Annotated in this window: 11 protein-coding genes; 3 read left to right on the top strand and 8 right to left on the bottom strand. The window is 56.2% G+C overall.

Annotated features, from left to right (window positions below; all coding sequences use genetic code 11):
* Positions 1 to 47 precede the first annotated feature (47 nt).
* Together GSQ94_RS04595 and GSQ94_RS04600 are read left to right on the top strand one after the other, a co-directional pair.
* Positions 48 to 1,790: a glycoside hydrolase family 3 C-terminal domain-containing protein gene (locus GSQ94_RS04595; protein WP_254063678.1), complete on the top strand. Its 1,743-nt coding sequence runs from the start codon at positions 48 to 50 to the stop codon at positions 1,788 to 1,790.
* 114 nt (positions 1,791 to 1,904) lie between these two features.
* Entirely contained in the window at positions 1,905 to 3,053 is a 1,149-nt protein-coding gene (locus tag GSQ94_RS04600) for an acyltransferase (protein WP_158942139.1), read from the top strand.
* Between the two features lie 214 nt (positions 3,054 to 3,267).
* On the opposite strand, the gene GSQ94_RS04605 is transcribed toward GSQ94_RS04600, so the two are convergent.
* The 8 genes from GSQ94_RS04605 to obgE form a co-directional block, all read right to left on the bottom strand.
* Positions 3,268 to 5,499 (bottom strand): glycoside hydrolase family 3 protein, encoded by a 2,232-nt coding sequence (locus GSQ94_RS04605; protein WP_254063652.1) that lies wholly within the window; start codon positions 5,497 to 5,499, stop codon positions 3,268 to 3,270.
* 32 nt (positions 5,500 to 5,531) lie between these two features.
* Complete coding sequence (locus GSQ94_RS04610; protein WP_254063654.1) at positions 5,532 to 6,488, bottom strand: MFS transporter; 957 nt, start codon at positions 6,486 to 6,488, stop codon at positions 5,532 to 5,534.
* Positions 6,489 to 6,669: 181 nt separating this feature from the next.
* Positions 6,670 to 7,434, bottom strand: coding sequence for a DeoR/GlpR family DNA-binding transcription regulator (locus GSQ94_RS04615; RefSeq protein ID WP_158942141.1), 765 nt, complete (start codon positions 7,432 to 7,434; stop codon positions 6,670 to 6,672).
* Between the two features lie 513 nt (positions 7,435 to 7,947).
* The gene (locus GSQ94_RS04620) at positions 7,948 to 9,228 is read right to left on the bottom strand and encodes a GGDEF domain-containing protein (protein WP_158942142.1); all 1,281 of its coding nucleotides are present in this window, start codon (positions 9,226 to 9,228) and stop codon (positions 7,948 to 7,950) included.
* A gap of 217 nt (positions 9,229 to 9,445) precedes the next feature.
* Positions 9,446 to 10,288 carry a pantoate--beta-alanine ligase gene (gene panC / locus GSQ94_RS04625; protein WP_158942143.1) on the bottom strand — a complete coding sequence of 281 codons (843 nt, stop codon included), beginning with the start codon at positions 10,286 to 10,288 and terminating at the stop codon, positions 9,446 to 9,448.
* 120 nt (positions 10,289 to 10,408) lie between these two features.
* Positions 10,409 to 11,323, bottom strand: coding sequence for a 3-methyl-2-oxobutanoate hydroxymethyltransferase (gene panB, locus GSQ94_RS04630; RefSeq protein ID WP_158942144.1), 915 nt, complete (start codon positions 11,321 to 11,323; stop codon positions 10,409 to 10,411).
* Positions 11,324 to 11,844: 521 nt separating this feature from the next.
* On the bottom strand, positions 11,845 to 12,645 hold the full coding sequence (locus GSQ94_RS04635) for a GNAT family N-acetyltransferase (protein ID WP_158942145.1): 801 nt from the start codon (positions 12,643 to 12,645) through the stop codon (positions 11,845 to 11,847).
* 149 nt (positions 12,646 to 12,794) lie between these two features.
* Positions 12,795 to 13,907: a GTPase ObgE gene (obgE, locus tag GSQ94_RS04640; RefSeq protein ID WP_158942146.1), complete on the bottom strand. Its 1,113-nt coding sequence runs from the start codon at positions 13,905 to 13,907 to the stop codon at positions 12,795 to 12,797.
* Positions 13,908 to 14,202: 295 nt separating this feature from the next.
* On the opposite strand from obgE, the gene GSQ94_RS04645 reads away from it, so the two are divergent.
* Complete coding sequence (locus GSQ94_RS04645; RefSeq protein ID WP_158942147.1) at positions 14,203 to 17,622, top strand: TonB-dependent receptor; 3,420 nt, start codon at positions 14,203 to 14,205, stop codon at positions 17,620 to 17,622.
* The last annotated feature ends 38 nt before the right edge of the window (positions 17,623 to 17,660 follow it).

Genomic DNA, 17,660 nt, shown 5'->3' on the forward strand with positions numbered 1-17,660 from the left:
GCGGCGAACTTCGGGCGCAGGGTTTCGACGTGACTTTGGGAGGAGGCGTGAATCTCACTCGCGAGCCCCGAAACGGGCGGACCTTCGAGTACGCGGGTGAAGATCCGCTTCTTGCCGGAACCCTCGTTGGAAACATGATGAAGTGTGAGCAGGAACAGCATGTCATCGGCGATATCAAGCACTACGCAGTCAACGACCAAGAGACTGGACGGTTCGTGGTGAATTCTGTCATCTCGAAACGCGCGATGCAGGAGTCCGATCTATTGGCCTTTCACATCGCGATCTCTATCGCCAATCCTGGTGCCGTGATGTGCTCTTATAACCGAATCAAGGGAGACTTCGGTTGTGAAAATTCTTACACGCTGCACGATGTTCTCAAGAAGGACTGGGGATTCAAAGGGTTCGTGATCTCGGATTGGGGCGGCACGCATAGTACGGAAAAGGCGTCGGCTGCCGGACTCGATCAAGAGCAGCCTATGGCCGACTACTTCGGGCCGAAGTTGAAGGAGGCCGTAGACGCAGGGAGAGTACCTCTGTCCGAGATCGATGACCATGCTCGCAGGGTCTTGTACGCGGAATTTTTAGCTGGAATCGTCGATGATCCTCCGCGTAAGAGTGTGGTTAACGTAGAAAAGGGGCTTGAGGTTGCGCAGCGTATCGAGGAAAAGAGCATCGTTCTCCTGAAGAACAACCAGGTGCTCCCCATCGATCCTTCCAAGATCCGCAGCATTGCAATCATCGGCGGACATGCGGATGTTGGAATGATCTCAGGTGGTGGTTCTGCACAAGTTGATCCGCCTGGCGGCAATGCCATTATGCCTCCTGGTAAAGGAGCAACGCATTGGCAGGACCATATCTGGTTTCCGACTTCTCCTTTACAGGCGCTACGAGTAAAGTTGCCGAACATGAAGATTGAATTCAATCCGGGAACGGATCTGCAGTCAGCGGCAGCTTTAGCAAAGACTGCAGATGTGGCGATTGTCTTCGCCTATCAGTGGGAGTCCGAAGGCATGGACCTGCCGAATCTTTCACTTCCGGGCAGCCAGGATGCGCTGATCGAGCAGATAGCGGAGGCCAATCCGCATACTATCGTCGTTCTCGAAACAGGGACTGCCGTTACTATGCCCTGGATCGACAAAGTGGCCGGGGTCGTTGAAGCCTGGTATGCGGGTAGCGCCGGGCACAAGGCATTAGCAAACATCCTTCTCGGGGAGGTCAATCCGTCTGGCAAGCTGGCGATGACTTTCCCTAAGGGAGAGACGGATCTTCCTCGCCCGTTAATCGCGCCCCTTCCTCCGAATGACGAAGGCCAAGGGCATTATGCTGTGAACTCCGAAACGCGTGTCTCCAGCTATGCCGTGCACTATGACGAAGGTGCAGAGGTCGGCTACAAGTGGTACGAAGCCCAGCATAAGCAACCGTTGTTTCCGTTCGGTTTTGGCCTTTCGTATACGTCCTACGCGTATTCCGGCCTAAGCGTCGATTCATCCGCGAAAACAGTCCGCTTTGCAGTAAAGAACACGGGCAGAAAGACAGGGACTGAGATCGCGGAGGTCTACGCCACACTTCCCAAGGAAGCTGATGAATCGTTCAAACGCCTGGTCGGTTGGAAGCGTGTGACTCTTGCGCCTGGCGAGTCACAGGATGTCACCGTTGCAATCGATCCGCAGGTGTTGCAGACCTTCGACGAATCGAAGGACACATGGATGCTGACTAATGGCGAATACGGCGTTCTGGTTGGACCATCTTCAGAGAGCACCCCTTTGAGGGCAAGTCTTCGGATCCACTGAGATTGACCACTCGTCGAAATCCACTCCGGAATGGACCGATGAGAGCTGTCTGTACCTCCAGTAACGGTTTATTTATAGGTCAAGTTGAAGTCCGAAAGATAGGAGACCTCTCGAATGAACGACGTATCAGCTCTGGGTCAGACGGGCAGCGCAGTTGAGTCTGATCGGACGAGCACCGGGAAAGAACACTTTGAAGTGCTGGATGGGTTGAGAGGGAGTGCGGCCATCCTGATTGTTATCTTTCACGTCTTCAATTACTCATTCGGCTGGGATACTCCTCTGAGCCTAATGCACCACGCCTACCTGGCAGTCGATTTCTTCTTCGGGCTCTCCGGCTTTGTCGTCGCCTATGCCTACGATGACCGATGGACTCGTATGTCTACCCTCCAATTCTTTCGCATCCGGCTCATTCGGCTTCATCCGCTGGTGCTGGTGGGCGCGACCTTTGGTCTTCTCGGCTATCTTCTCGATCCTTTCGGCAAGGGGATAAACCAGACGTCAACGCCGATGTTACTGCTGGCCTATGTGACTTCACTTCTCCTGTTGCCTTCTCCGCCAGTAGGGGGCCGACAGGACGAAAGCCAGGCACTGAATGGGCCAGCGTGGTCCCTCATGCAGGAGTATCTCGGAAATATCGCGTACGCTCTGATTCTTCGCCGGTTGCGTGCGCTCACACTTGGAATCATCTTCGGAGTCTCCGGGCTGCTCCTCATATGGGTCGGGAATGTGAAAGGTTCACTGGATGGGGGTTGGGGCTACCCGGATATCTGGATGGCGCCCCTGCGGTTGACCGTCTCTTTTGTGATGGGGCTCTGGCTGTTTCGTATTCAGGGTCGCATCCGCCGTCCAAAAATTGGACTCCTGTCTCTCTCGGTTCTTCTTGTAGTCATCTTTCAGGCGCCGAAGTTCCCCAACGCAGGTGGGCTTTCTTTCAATGGTCTCTATGATGCTGCGTGCGTGCTGTTTCTATTCCCGCTCATCATTATCTGTGGCGCGCACTCTAATGCTGGTGCAGGCATGATGAGGTTGTGCAAGTTCAGCGGCAGGCTTTCCTATCCCCTCTACATCACCCACATCCCGTTCGTATATATCATCGCGAACTTCGCTCATACGAGACATCCAGCCAAGTCCGTTCTGCTGACTTGGATCTTCCTGCTTCTGCCATTCGTGACCGCCTTGGCATGGCTAGTTCTTAAGTATTTCGATGAGCCTGTTCGTGTGTGGCTAACCCGCCGCTACGGCATAAAGCGGACAGCAGCATAATGCCCGATTCACTGCTCTGTTCTACGAACGACTCGACAGGGATTACTCACTGCCAGAACGTCGTCCGGCATCTGCGTCGAGTGTGACTGAAACGATGCGGTGGCCAGTCCGAGCGTGCAAGAAACTGTCGGTGTGAGAACTTCATCGTGATATCACCTGCCTTTTGTGACTTGGGTGGAATCCAGTCTTGCCTGATGCTGTTCTCCGTCGCATATCATCGCTCTTTCAAGCGTATGTCTCGCGAGGAGGAGCCCACGTAGGCGACGGCGTCCGGAATATACCGCCAATCACTGGCGGACGTGTCCCAAACGCTTTGGGTCCTGGGCGAGACTGTGATATCGACCTGTTGGCTTTCTCCAGGTTTCAAACGAACCTTGCTCCAGCCACCCAATCGCAGAGGTGGTTCCCCGGCGTAGTCAATTCCCAGGTAGACCTGCGGAACTTCTGCACCTTCAACAGTGCCGTCATTCTTGACCGTGAACGACACATGGAGAGTGTGGTCTGGATCGCGTTTCAGGGAGAGGTCCGAGTATGTAAAGTTGGTATACGACAACCCGTAGCCGAACTCAAAAAGCGGTGCAAGTTTCTTCGCGTCGTACCATCGATAGCCTATATTGAGTTTTTCGGAATAGACAGGATCTTTAGAAACGGCACCGGTAGCGCCCCATGTGGGAGTATCCTCGTCCCGGGCAGGAAACGTAAACGGCAGCTTGCCGGACGGATCCACCTTGCCAAACAAGACATTGCCAATCGCTCTGCCTCCCGCTTCGCCTGGATACCAGGCTTCGACGATCGCCGCGACCTTATCTTTCCAAGGCATCAGAATCGGATTACCACTCTGGACCACAACGATCGTATGAGGGTTGGCGTTTGCAACAGCATCTACCAGTTCGTTCTGGTTCGAAGGGTTCTGCAAACTGAGAGTCCTCAAATCTCCGAAATCTTCTCCAGCAGGCTGCGCGACTACGACAATTGCGATGTCTGACCGACGTGCCAACGCGACTGCATCGGCGATTTCGCCCGGACTATATGCGCGGAAGGGGGCTTGCTCGTCCTGGACCCCAGAAAATTCGACTTCGCTGGCCGGCGACAATTCGCGAATGGCTTTTGTCAGGGGAACAGGAACTTTCAGCCACGGATTGCGCCACCATCCGCAGCCATTATGGTCGACGAATTCCAGACCTTCACACCCAGGGAACGAGCCCGTCACCGGATGCATCGTATCTGCAGAACCGCCACCAGACATCACAGCTACGTTTGCATGGGAGCCGATGACCGCAATATGCTTCAGGTTTGAGGTTGATAGCGGAAGCTGCCTGCGATCGTTCTTGAGCAATACGATGGATTGTTCCTCTACAGATTGTGCAAAGGTCCGCGCCGCATCGAAGTCAATCTTCTCTCCACCGTGGGGAGGATAATCCATAACGCCGGAAGCAATCATTGAATAGAGTTTGCGGCGCACCATATCGTCGACCCGCTCTTGAGTGATGTCATGGTTTGCCAACGCGAATAGGACCGGGACACGCCCGAAGTAAGAGGGTCCCGCATCGCTTCCTTCTTCTTCATCGAGGCCGGCGTTGATCGCCTTTGCCGTCGTGTGAGTCGCTCCCCAGTCCGACTGTACCTGTCCGGGAAACTGCCATTGCGTCTTCAGAATGTTAGTAAGAAGCGCTGAATTCTCGCAGGCATAGTCGCCATTCAGCCGGTTGTAGCTGCACATAACGCTTGCCGGATGGCCCTGTTCAACGGCGATTTCAAAAGGTAATAAATAAAGCTCTCGCAGGGTGCGGTCATCGATGTGGCTGTCTCCACCCATGCGGTTAGTCTCCTGTTCATTTCCCGCAAAGTGTTTGATCGACGCCATCACTTTCTGGCTCTGAGTCCCTTTCGTGCGCTCAGCCAACAGTTCCCCGGCGAGGAGTGGATCTTCGCCTAAATACTCGAATGACCTGCCTCCTCTGGGCTCTCTTGTGAGATTTGCACCTCCGCCAAGACCCATTGCGAATCCTTGGGCGCGCAACTGGATCGCTACTTCACCTCCGTAGTCATAAGACAACTGCCTGTCCCAACTGGCAGCAAGAGCAATAGTCGCAGGGAAAGTAGAGCTCGGCTGGGTTGTGCTCCCTGATCCGGTGCTCGAATCGGACATATTGATGTCGGGAATATGGAGCCTCGTTACACCCTCGATATATCCGCCTCCGCCACCTGGTGAGGCATTGGAGGGATACTTGGAGAGAATCAACTGAAGCTTCTCGTCGAGAGTCAGCTTCTTCAGGAGTTCATCTGCGCGCCGCGAGACAGCATCATCTGGTGCCCCTTTCTCCTGGGCGTCCACCGTGATGGTGAGGGGAACGGCAAAAAACATAACAAGAAGTACTGCGATCCATACGCGGTTGGGCTGCATATCATTCCTTCGCATTCTCAATGAACTTTCCCTCAAATCCAAAGCTGTCTCCATTCAAATACGCGAAGTCGCCACTATAACTTATTCACACTCTTGTTCAGGGCTGGGACGAGGCACATAAGAAGTGCGAGAGCGACAAAAGCTCCTCGCAACCCAACGGAATGGGCGATAAAGCCCACCAACGCCGGCCCTGCAAGCAAGCCTACATATCCCGCACATGTAGCGGCAGCAAGAGCAAGCGGGGCAGGCATCTCCCGCTGATTTCCAGCTCGCCGAAACAGAATTGGCACGATGTTTGCCGCTCCAAGGCCGATAAGGACGAACCCGGCCAGAGCGAGCGGAGTGTATTGCGAAGCAAGCAAGACCGCAAAGCCACAGACCGCCGTAAGTCCACTGAACAGGAACACCTTGCGATCGCCCAGCCCCGTGATCGCGCGATCCCCAGTGAGACGTCCTGTTGTCATGGCTATCGAGAACAGCATGTAGCCGACTCCGCCTCTGGCAGCCGCGACCATCTTGGTGGTTACCAGCAGTAGGGCACTCCAATCGAGCAGCGCTCCCTCGACTAGAAATGAGACAAACGCAAGTAGGGCAATCACCAGAACAATACCGCGGGGTACAACAAACAAGGGACCTGGAGTTTCGTTGCCCGTTCGCAGCAGATACGGAGCCGCCGCAGTGATAGCTGATGCGACTGCGATGGAACCGATGATGCAGCTGTGGAACGGGGAGATATGGCTGGATAGCATGAGCGTCATAAATCCCGACCCGGCGAATCCTCCGATACTGAACAGAGCATGGAATCCCGACATCAGCGGACGCGATAAAGCCCGTTCCACTTCCACTGCATGGAGATTCATGGCGACATCCAGGGAACCGAGCGACGCGCCGAACAGCATAAGTACTGCTCCGAGAGACACTGGACGATCCATAAGCATTAGAAGCGGAAGAAAAAGCGATACCCCATAGCCACCAGCGAGGATGATGGGTTTGCTGCCAAATTTCGTCGCGAGGATTCCAGTGATTGGCATTGCGGCAACCGAGCCGGCCCCAAGGCATAGGAGCAGAAATCCCAGGGCGCCATCTCCAATCCCGAGTCGGGTCTTGGCGAAGGGAACAAGAGGAGCCCAACAGGCCACCCCGAAGCCAGCCGCGGCAAAACAAAGCCGCGTGGCTAGACGTGATTTTGAGTGATCAGCGACGGATGACACGTCATGCTCCCGTCGCGACGGGTTGAGGTGGCTCGTCGGCAGTCAAAACGGTGGTACCGGCCTTTCCGAGCGTCGCTAAAAGATGGAAGGGGGTATCGTGTGGAACAACCAACTCATGGACGAACTCCAGCGGTCCGATGACGTGCGGTGCTCGGGTCTCAAGCTTGTCGAGCGTCACGAGCGCAGTTACTCTCTGGCTGCGGGATAGCGGGACACATTTGAAGAGTGTATCTGCAGGGTTGAATCCTCCAATGCCTAATTGCGAAGAAACTGCGTAGGCGCCAAGAAAGCGGTGATCGATATTCATCTTCTGCACTGCGAGAACAGCCTCGACATCGACGCACGCGGCTAGTTCCGCTTCTACTGCGCCGCCGACCAGAAGCAGCCTGAGCCCCTTCCGGTTAAAGACAGCATTCGCCACCGGAACTGAATTAGTCGCAATGATTAGGAATTTGTTCTCTGGCAACTTTGCTACCAGTGCCAGATTCGTGCTGCCCCCGTCCAAAAAGATCAACCCTCGCGGTTGAATCAGGCGCGCGCCGGTCCGCGCGAGCAGAATCTTTTCACTTGATTGAACCGGAATGCGTTCTGTCAGCGACCCAGAGGCAGACGACACAGGAAGGGCGCCCCCATACACCCGCTTGCAATGTCCTTCTGCGGCGATTGCGCGCAGATCACGCCGTATCGCATCCTCCGAAATCTGGAACTCTTCCGCCAACTCGGAAGCGATAACAGAGAGTCCCGCATCGAATCTTTCCGCGATCATTTCTCTACTAGATGTGGGCAGTGATAAATCGTGCACAAACAAGAAATATCATGAACAAATGTGCATTTCAAATACGGGTTTGCACCATTACGAGAAAGTTCACTGAATTTAGAGCGCCGACCTTCAGGCAAGTCGGCGAGTCCAATTCGAAATTAAACTCGGTACCAGGGAGATCAACTATCTGTTCTTTGCCTCATGCAGCAGGGACGGGAATCTGGCCGGTAATTAGATCTTTGATCTGAGAGGGTCGGCTGTTTCGGTAACCCAAAGGCAAGCCATCTGAAGCGTTCAAGAACTTCGATAAGTCTTCGAGTAGCGAAAGCGGTGGTGCCGCAGTAGTTCCCAGGCGCAAAGCTAGGACAACCACTTCCCCGGTGTCAGTGGTCTTCTCTGAGAACCTTGCTCATGCGGAGTTTCTTGACCACCAGATTGTCAACAAACTGCGAGGCTACGCATAGGCTCCCTGCAGTACGGAATTTTCCTAGTTTTTTAGCTTCTGCATCGGCAAGTAACCTAACCGATGTTTGTCGAAAACACAGTGGATCGCTTGGAAGCTGGCGAATTTTCTTTATGTTTACTCTCTAGTTCTCCCCAGCAAACACGGTTGCGACCCTGCTCTTTTGCCTGGTAAAGAGCTTTATCAGCAGCGTCGAGCAGATCTTCCTTACAGCTGGCATCGCTGGGGGTGCAGGAGGCTCCGCCACAACTTACGGTAGATAGACGGGGATGGCTGCCGGGTTCGGTGAGAGCGGGAGAGCCAGCTACTTCGACGAGCTTGCGGATGCGTTCTGCAACGATCATGGCTCCTTCCTGGTTGGTATCGGGGAGCAGAACCACAAACTCCTCCCCTCCAAACCTGGCTGCGAAGTCGTCCTTGCAGCGAAGGCTCTGCAGGAGGAGAGATCCAACTCTAACCAGTACGCGGTCTCCATAGAGATGCCCACGGGTGTCGTTTGTAAGCTTGAAATGATCGATATCAATCACGATGGCCGAGAAGCACGAGCCGGCTTCGATCGATTCACGCCACAGCTTGGCAAACTGCAGCTCGTAAGCGTGTCGATTGGCGAGTCCGGTGAGACTATCGATGCAGGAGATCCTTTGTAGCTCTATGTTCAGGAAAGAGAGCTCTTTGCTCTGGATCTCGCTCCGCAACCGCATCAGAAAACCTAAGCGCTCATCCCGTCCGATGCTGTAGTTTGCGATCATCGTCATGAAGATAGCGCTTATCGCCAGCGTGACTCCAAGCAACTTCTCAGGAGAGTTCAGAAAAGGATCTCGCTGTATGAAGATCAGATCGCTGGCCAGCAAAATCGCAGACGCACTGAGAGCGTAGGCAAACTGAAGCCGCATCACGACGTTCACAAAGATCACAGCTACGATGAGCCCCACCTGGGCGTAGGCGGAGGCTGTCGAACTTTTATTGCTCTCAAGGTAAAGGTGCGTTACTCCGATAATGCAGGTCACCACTGCGATGCTCGTTTCGCGATAAAACTTACTGGGGCTCCACCTCATGCTGACATTGATCAGCAGGGCGAGGGGGGTGGCGACACACAGGCGAATCTGCAAGGGCAGCCAAGAGGTGTTGCCCTGAAGAAAGTGATCAACGAGAACGTAAATATTGAAGAGACCGATCGCAACGAGTCCCTCAATCCAAAGGCGCTCAGAGCGTTGCGCGCGAGTCGACTGTTCGAAGGCGTTTTCAAGAGGCTTCGGCAGCGTTACTCGTCGAAACCCTCTTTGGGAAAGCCGTTCGATCTGCTCAATTGCGAGTTCATGAATGGAAGTGCTCGGCATCTTGAATTCACTTCTTTCTTAGATCATGCCCTTGCATCCTCTATCCGCGTTTCCATCCTTCTGTCGTCAGCGTATGGAGAACTGGTTGCCACCATCGGTAGCGTGCCTCGATGTTACTAAAGCATGGACTGAATAAACGCCCAATTCAAGGAAATACATGGTACTTCCGTGTCATCCTTCGCGGGCGTCTACCAGGGCATTCACCGTTCTAAAGATCTCAGGCGATGAGGAAGTTGTCGATCAATCGCGTCCGCCCAACGTAGGCCGCTACTGCTACCAGGACCCCTTTTTCTGCAGAGGGTACAGGGAGCAGCGTCCTTGAATCGACGATAGCCAGATAATCCAATCGGACTCCTTCAGTTCCATTCAGGGCATCTTTTCCCAGTTGTAATAGTGCCGCACTCTGCCGCTCTCTACTGGAGATGCTCTGCTTCATTTGATTGAGTGTCCGACTTAAGACGAGAGCCTGATCGCGCTCCTTGCCGCTAAGGTATTTATTCCTGCTACTCAGGGCGAGGCCATCCCTATCTCGCACAATCTCGCAGCCCACCAGCTCCAGGTCGAAGTTCAAGTCCTGAACCATCTGCCGCAGGACAGCCAGTTGTGCAGCGTCCTTCTGGCCAAAGTAAGCGCGAGCGGGTGCCACCACATGAAATAACTTTGCGACGACGGTAGCTACGCCGGTGAAGTGGCCAGGCCGGGAAGCTCCGTCCAACCGATCGCCGATCCCAGAGACGGTCACCAAGGTTACGGCACCACTGGGATACATCTCCTCTGCTTCAGGGGCGAAGAGAACAGCTACACCTTCGGTATCGAGTTGTCTGCAGTCTTCTTCGAAGGTGCGTGGGTACTGAGCAAAATCTTCTCCCGGAGCAAATTGGAGAGGATTCACGAAGATCGATGCCGCCACCACCTGACATTCGGCTCGCGCACGGCGGATAAGCGAGAGATGACCTTCGTGAAGTGCACCCATCGTCGGCACAAAGCCAAGCGCTTCACCTCCTCTACGGAGTTTGCGGCAGATGTCCTGCATCTCCGCAACACTCTTTACGACCTGCATAACATTCCCTCTCCGCTTCCAGCGGTGTATCTAACCATTGCTTTTTTCATGAACAAACCAATGCAGGTGAAGCCAGCTTCGCGATCAAGCTTTCCTTGTGGCGCACTCGATGCAGCTTGGTTATCCCACTACCTCAACTGGTTCGCCCATAAGCTCTCGCATCTCTCGAGAGAAGTGATAGCTCTCCTTATCAGAGGGGAAGGTCCGGGCTTCTACGTCGCGCCGGTATTCTTCCAATGCTTCGCGCATGGCCCCCCCTATGTCTGCGTATCGCCTTACAAATTTAGCTGGAGGCGAGAAGGTCATGGTCATCATGTCGTGCAGTACGAGGATCTGCCCATCGCAGTCGGGGCCGGCTCCGATTCCGATGGTGGGGATATGGAGCTCGTCGGTGATGATCTTTGCGAGCTCGCGGGGTACCCCCTCGAGTACGATCGCGAAGCAGCCTGCCTCTTCGAGGGCAAGGGCGTCGGTGCGGAGCGCGTCGATCGCCTCCATCGTCTTGCCCTGTACCTTGTAGCCTCCCATGCGATGAACGCTTTGAGGAGTGAGGCCGATGTGCCCCATGACGGGGATCTGAGCGGCTACGATGCGCTGGATGAGCTGCTTTCGTTCGCGACCGCCTTCCAACTTGACCGCCTCCGCCCCGGCTTCTTTGACAAAGCGGATGGCGTTGGTGATGCCTTCGCTGTCTTCGGTGTGGTAGCTGCCGAAGGGCATATCAGCGACCAGCAGGGCGCGTTTCACTGCCCGCCGTACGCCACGGGTGTAGAGAACCATCTCGTCCATGGTGACGGCGAGGGTGTTTTCGTGGCCCTGCATCACCATGGCCAGCGAGTCGCCTACGAGGATGACGTCGAGGCCGGCCTCCTCCACGAGCCTTGCGGTGGCGTAGTCGTAGGCGGTGACGGCGGTGATTGGCTGGCTGAGCTGCTTTTTTTCGAGGAGTGAAGGGACGGTAACTTTGGGAGAGGAGCCAGCGTGCTGCCCACCCTGGGCACCAGCTCGCTCTGTAGAAAACGTGGTCAAACTCATTACAAATCTCCAGTGCAGTTCCGCCGCGTGTCGCTGAGGCGACTTTGGCCGGATACCACCTGTCCCAGCGACTGCCTGGGTCCGCGTTAAACCCTACTCGCGTGAGGTACGGATTTGCAAGTGTCTCTACCTAGTTGAAGGGGTACCCCCCGGGGGGTGGGGGATCTTGCGCGTAAGTTTATTGTTTTGTTTTATTTGCAGAGGGCCTCTGACTGCAAAGTATTCATTGCAGGTAGCTTACGCGCAAAATACCTGCAATCAATTACTTAGGGTCGATGAGCTACTTGATTTGGAGTGCGACTTGATTTTAGCTCTGTCTAAATAAGTATAGCTTTCGGTCGCCAGCTTTACGCCAACGATAAGCTGCTTATTCTAAATGGCTTATGCCTCAGACCACTTGACAGCTGTTTCGACCTATTTAATCATTTCGATCTACGGCTACAGTCGACTGCGGCGGGAATGTGGAAGACGCCGATAGTATGGCGTCTTCCACGGTCAGGTGATTCCCATGCAGACACGTATTAGCTCTCGAGCATGCAGCCAATGAACTTCCCGGTCGGATGATAGCCAAGACGCAGATACACAGGATAGCCGGCCTCGGTAGCGTGCAAAACGGACCGCATGATGCCGGTTGCCTCGTAGGCTGTATTCAACGCATGTCTCACGACGGCATTGCCATACCCCTTCCGCTGTGCGTCAGGCATTGTCGCGACGAGGAACAGAAAGATACAGTCGTCATTGACGATCGCGGTCGCAGTTGCCACTGGTGTGTCGCCGACATAAGCCAGAAACCCATAGGCATGCTCGCTCCAGAGGGTATGCTCCTTTACCAGGGAAAGAGCAGTTTCAGCTGGGAGGCCATACGCCGCGCAGTTGATCTCTGCGAACGTCTGGATTGTCTTGTCATCAGAGATTCGTACGAATCTTACCTCTGGGTGTGCGGTGCCTGCGAGGGGAAGAACATCCCCAGCCATGCCAGTCATGGGAATTGCAGGAACAAGTTTCTCCTGTTTCAGTATCGAGCTAAAACTATTCTCTGCTGTTCCATTGAGACGATCTAGGCAAACCAGAAACATGCCGGTGGCCTGGTTGGTACGCAAGTAGGTAGCTGCCTCCCGAACCCTGTCACCTAATACATCCGTATCCCTCAACTCTTCTGTCAGGAAGACCATGTTGTAAAAAGGAAAGTGAGTGCTTGGCCAACTCACCGCTAGACTAGGCTTATCCGATAGGTCGGCTTGAGGAAACGGTCGCGCGAGGAGCCTCCAGGTAGTTACAAATTGGTGGAGAGACTCTTCCAGTTCTGTCTTCGTTTGTTGCACTCTTACTCCTTGATGGTTAGTTACTTATTGTTAGACGAACAGCTGTAACGGAAGGAACAGACCTTCCGCTTACAGACTGGCTGACTCTCTTTGTCAGATCCAGAGTCAGATCTCAAGGGAGAGCATCAATTCGTGACGATGAACGGGTGCTAGGCGCGGCCCTTGGCGGAGTTTGGGGGTGGGGGGTAGTTGGGACGGATCTTCGCTGGCTCGGGTGCTTCTGGTTCCAGATCGATGGGACGATGGGTCGCGACCATCTCGGCGATGGCGAACTTGAGCGCTTCGATCCCTTCGCCAGCGACGGAGGAGATAGCGAAGAAGGGGAGCTTTCGGCGCTTTGCCATGGCTGTGAGCTTCTTCAGCTTGTCTGGATTTGCCACGTCGGATTTAGCGGCGACGAGGATGGTGGGCTTGGCAGCGAGTGCGGGATCGAAGCTCTTGAGCTCTTCGGTGATGACCTTGTAGTCGGCGACGGGGTCGGGGCGGTCGGTACCTTCGGCGGCGCTGGAGTCGGAGACGTCGACGAGATGGACGATGACACTGGTGCGCTCGATGTGCTTGAGGAACTGAATGCCGAGACCGTGGCCGAGGTGCGCGCCTTCGATGAGGCCGGGCAGGTCGGCGATGGTGAAGGACTCGGTGTGGGGAAAGTCGCCGACCTGGACGACGCCGAGGTTGGGCTCGAGCGTGGTGAAGGCGTAGTTGGCGATCTTGGGTTTGGCAGCGGAGAGACGCGAGATGAGGGTCGATTTGCCGACGTTGGGGTAGCCGACGAGACCGGCATCGGCCAAAAGGCGAAGTTCGAGACGATAGGCGCGCTCTTCGCCCGCACGGCCGAGCTCGTGCTCGCGGGGGGCCTGGTGGGTGCTGGTGGCGAAGTGCTGGTTGCCGCGACCGCCGCGACCACCTTTGGAGATCACGATGGTTTCGTTGGGGCGGGCGAAGTCATGGATGAGCTCGCCGGTCGCGTCGTCGTAGAGGAGGGTGCCTACGGGAACTTTGAGAGTAATACTCTCGCCTGCGTAGCCGGAGCAGTTGGAGCCGAGACCGTGACCGCCGCGCTGGGCCTTGTGCTCAGGGTTGTAGCGGAAGTGGACGAGGGTGTTGTGGCTGAGGGAGGAGGACATGAGGACGTCGCCGCCGTGGCCCCCGTCGCCGCCCGAGGGGCCACCTTTGGGAACGAACTTTTCGCGGCGGAAGGCCATGCAGCCGTTGCCGCCGTCGCCGGCCTTAATGCGGATTCTTGCTTCATCGATAAACATTGTTCAGTATTCAGTGTACTAGGATGTGGGCCGCACCGCGGGTTTGGCGCCGGATCGCGGGTTGCGCGCAGCTGCTGAGGGCGACGGCTTCGGCTGTCACTTTCTCTCATTAACACGGAAGTGGTCTTTCAAGATCACCTCGCCTGCGGCTACTCTCATAGAGTCTCCTTGTCTCCAGCATGATGCCAGGGCCTGACTGCAACGCTTTGTCCGGATATCAAAGTGACATCGCGAGCGTACCTTTTTATCTTCCCGTGATTGCGGCGTAGAGCAGTACAGAATCCGCGGAGAGTGCATGTCGTTGTGTCTGGGACGCGCGAGGGTGCGCGCAGAGGTGAGGGTCAAGATTCGGGCTTGGTTGCTGTGGTGGTGCGCCACTACAGCCCTGGCGGGGTGCGCGTGGGGCCAGACCTCGGTCGATGGGGCGATCAATGGATATGTCGTCGATGCCACAGGCTCTGCACTGGTGGGAGCAGAGGTGCAGGTGCGGGAGATCGCGAATGGATTGACGGCGTCGGTGAAGACCGGGAGTAGAGGCGAGTTCGCCGTGTCGCATCTGCCAGCGGGAGAGTACCGGGTAGACGTGGACTATGAGCGGTTTGCGGATCTGACGCTGGAGCCGGTGGTGGTTGAGGTAGGCGGTGTGAGCTCTGTTGTGGCCAGGCTTCGAGTCGGTGGGGTGCTGACTTCGGTGAATGTCACCGCAACCCCGGCGGCACCAGCTACGGTAGAGGTCGATGAAGCTGCGTCTGCGGCGACGGCCAGCGTGATTGCCTCCGATGAGATAGAACGAACGCCGGGGAACGGAAGACGCTGGCAGACGTTTGCGCTGTTGACGCCGATGGCGAACTCCGATCCAGAGGGAGAGGGTCTGCTGAGTTTTCGCGGAGTGGCTTCGACCCAGAACAGCAGCCGGATCGACGGTGGAGACGATGACCAGAGCTTTGGTGCTGTGCCGCGTGGGACAGGTGGGGAGAGTGCCGCTGAAGTGGAAGATGCAGCAGAGACGGGGTCGTCGAGACGGGTGGGCGCCGGGAGCGTGGATGGCGGCGGTGGATATGGCCGTCATGCAGGTGCGGCCTACACGTTTTCGCAGGAGGCGGTACGAGAGTTTCGGGTGAGTGGGCAAAACTACTCGGCACTGTACGGACATGCGGCGGGCGGGATCATCACGACGGTTTCAAAGAGCGGAACCAATGCGTTGCATGGGACGGGGTTCTACCTGGTGCGGTCGAGTGCGTTTGGAGCGACGAATCCTTTTTCGATCGCGACGACTTATACGGACGGTATGAGTACGAGCGTGGCGGTGAAGCCTTACGATCTTCGGCAGCAGTTCGGAGGGAGCGTTGGTGGGGCGGTGGTGAAGGACAAGCTTTTTTACTTTTATGCGTACGACCAGCAGCGGCGGTCGTTCCCGGCTATTTCGACTCCTGACGATCCGAATTTTTACCTGCTGACGGCGACGCAGGAGGCGTTGCTGGCGAATCGGGGTGTGTCGCGAGCGAAGGTAGATGCTGCGTTGAACTACCTTGACAGTCTTACGGGGACGGTTGCGAGGCGGCAGGACCAGACGATTAACTTCGGCAAGATCGACTGGCAGGCTTCGGAGAGTCATCGCGTGAGCTTGCAGTATGACCGGGCGCGGGCGAGTTCGCCGTTTGGGGTGCGGTCGGCTCCGGTGGTGGATCTTGGAACCGCGAGTATGGGAAGCAGCGAGGCGAAGGTGGATTCGCTGCTGGGGCGATGGAGCTGGAGGGCGTCGCCGAAGCTGAGCCAGGAGCTGAGGATTCAGTATGGGGGGGACCTTCAGTTTGAGACGGCTCCGAAGCCTCTTCCGCAGGAGCCGACGGTGGCACCGGGTGGGTACGCTCCTGAGATTGCGATTGGGCCGGACGGGTTTACCTTTGGCACGGCGAGTTCGCTGGGGCGGACGGCTTATCCGGATGAGAAGAAGGTTCAGTTGGCTGATCTGTGGACGCTGGTGCGAGGGCGGCATCAGCTTCAGGCTGGAGTGGATGTCAGTTTCGTGCATGACAAGATTTCGAGTCTGAACAATCCGCAAGGGGCGTTTCAGTATGACAGCGGAACGACCGGCGGTCACGCGGGTGGGCTGGTGGATTGGATCACCGACTATACGTTCAACGTGAACGCTTATCCGAATGGCGGGTGTCCGTCGATTACGGCAGCGGTGCATGATTTTTGTTTTCGATCGTTTTCGCAGAGCTTCGGACAACAGGAGGTGTCCTTCGATACGCAGGAGTGGGCGGGGTTTTTGCAGGAGGATTGGCGAATGAGGCCCGAGCTGACAATTAGTGCCGGCTTGCGTTACGAATACGAGTTCTTACCTTTGCCTCAACAGCCTAATGCGCTGCTGGATGCAACGTTTGGACAGAAGGGCGCGACCAGCGTGTTTCCGGAGGATCGGAATAACTTTGGCCCGCGGGCGGGTGTGGCGTGGGAGCCGTTTGGATTGGGCCGCGGGCTGGTTCGCGTCGGGTACGGCTTGTTCTATGGCAGGCTGCCTGGGGCTACGGTGAGCAGTGCGCTGGCGAATACGGCGCTGGCTGCATCGACGACGAGTGTGCTGATTCTGCCGACGACGGTGACGGGTTGTCCGCAGGTTTCGAACCAGGGATTCGGGTATGCATGCTCCTACCTGATGGCTCCGCCGGCAGCAGTGGCAAAGACGACCTCGGCGATGGTCTTCGATCGGAGGTTTCGGCTTCCTGCTGTGCAGCAGGGCAGTTTTTCGATTGAACATGGGATTGGCGGAGGGACGGTTGCGAGCGCGACTTACTTGTTGAATCTCGACCGGCAGTTGCCGAACTCAGTGGATATCAATATTTCTCCTTCGACGACGATGAAGGAGTTTCAGCTGCAGGGTGGGACCGGTGCGTTGGGGGTGAGAGATGGGGAGACGTTTGTGATTCCTTCTTACACGCAGCGCCTGGATACGAGTTTCGGGCCGGTGACAGATATTGTCTCGAATGCGAATGCATCGTATAACGCGCTGGTGATGGAGGCGCGACGCCGCAGCCGGGGCGGATTGGAGTTTCGGGCGAGCTGGACGTGGGCAAAGGCGATTGATTATGGGCAGAGCGGTGGGGCTTCACCACGGACCAACGGGCAGTTCGATCCGTTCGATGTGCGGTATGACAAGGGGCTGGCGGCGCTGAACTATCCACATAAGATCGTGGCGAGTGCTGTTTGGGAGCCTAAGTTTGTTGTGGAGCGGCATTGGGTGAGGAGCGTGGCGAATGGCTGGGCGGTCGCTCCGATCTTTACCGAGACGAGCGGGAGGCCGTATAGCCTGGAGATCTTCGGCGGGACGAGGCTTTCGGGCGGCCACGAGAGTATTAACGGTTCGGGCGGCGCTGCGTACCTGCCGACGGTTGGGAGAGATACGCTGCGGCTGCCGGATACAGGTCGGGTCGATCTGCGTTTGAGCAGGGCGGTGGTGGTGCATGAAGGAATAAAGATTAGGGGGCTGGTCGAGGCGTTCAATCTGACGAACAGAGTGAACTACTCTGCGATCATGCAGCGGGCGTATCTTGTGGGTACCGAGACGAATGGTGTTACGCCGCTGGTGTTTCAGAGTGCGGCGACTGTTGCGGCGGAGGGACTCAGCGTTCGGCCTTTTGGGACGTTTACGGCGGCGTCTACGGGACAGTCGCCGGAGCGACAGATGCAGCTGGGAGTGAGGGTCGAGTTCTAAGGTTGTATGGCCTGCGCGATGGGGAGAGGCGTAGGCTA

Origin of the sequence: Granulicella sp. S190, assembly GCF_009766095.1 — a bacterium.
Lineage (GTDB): Bacteria > Acidobacteriota > Terriglobia > Terriglobales > Acidobacteriaceae > Edaphobacter.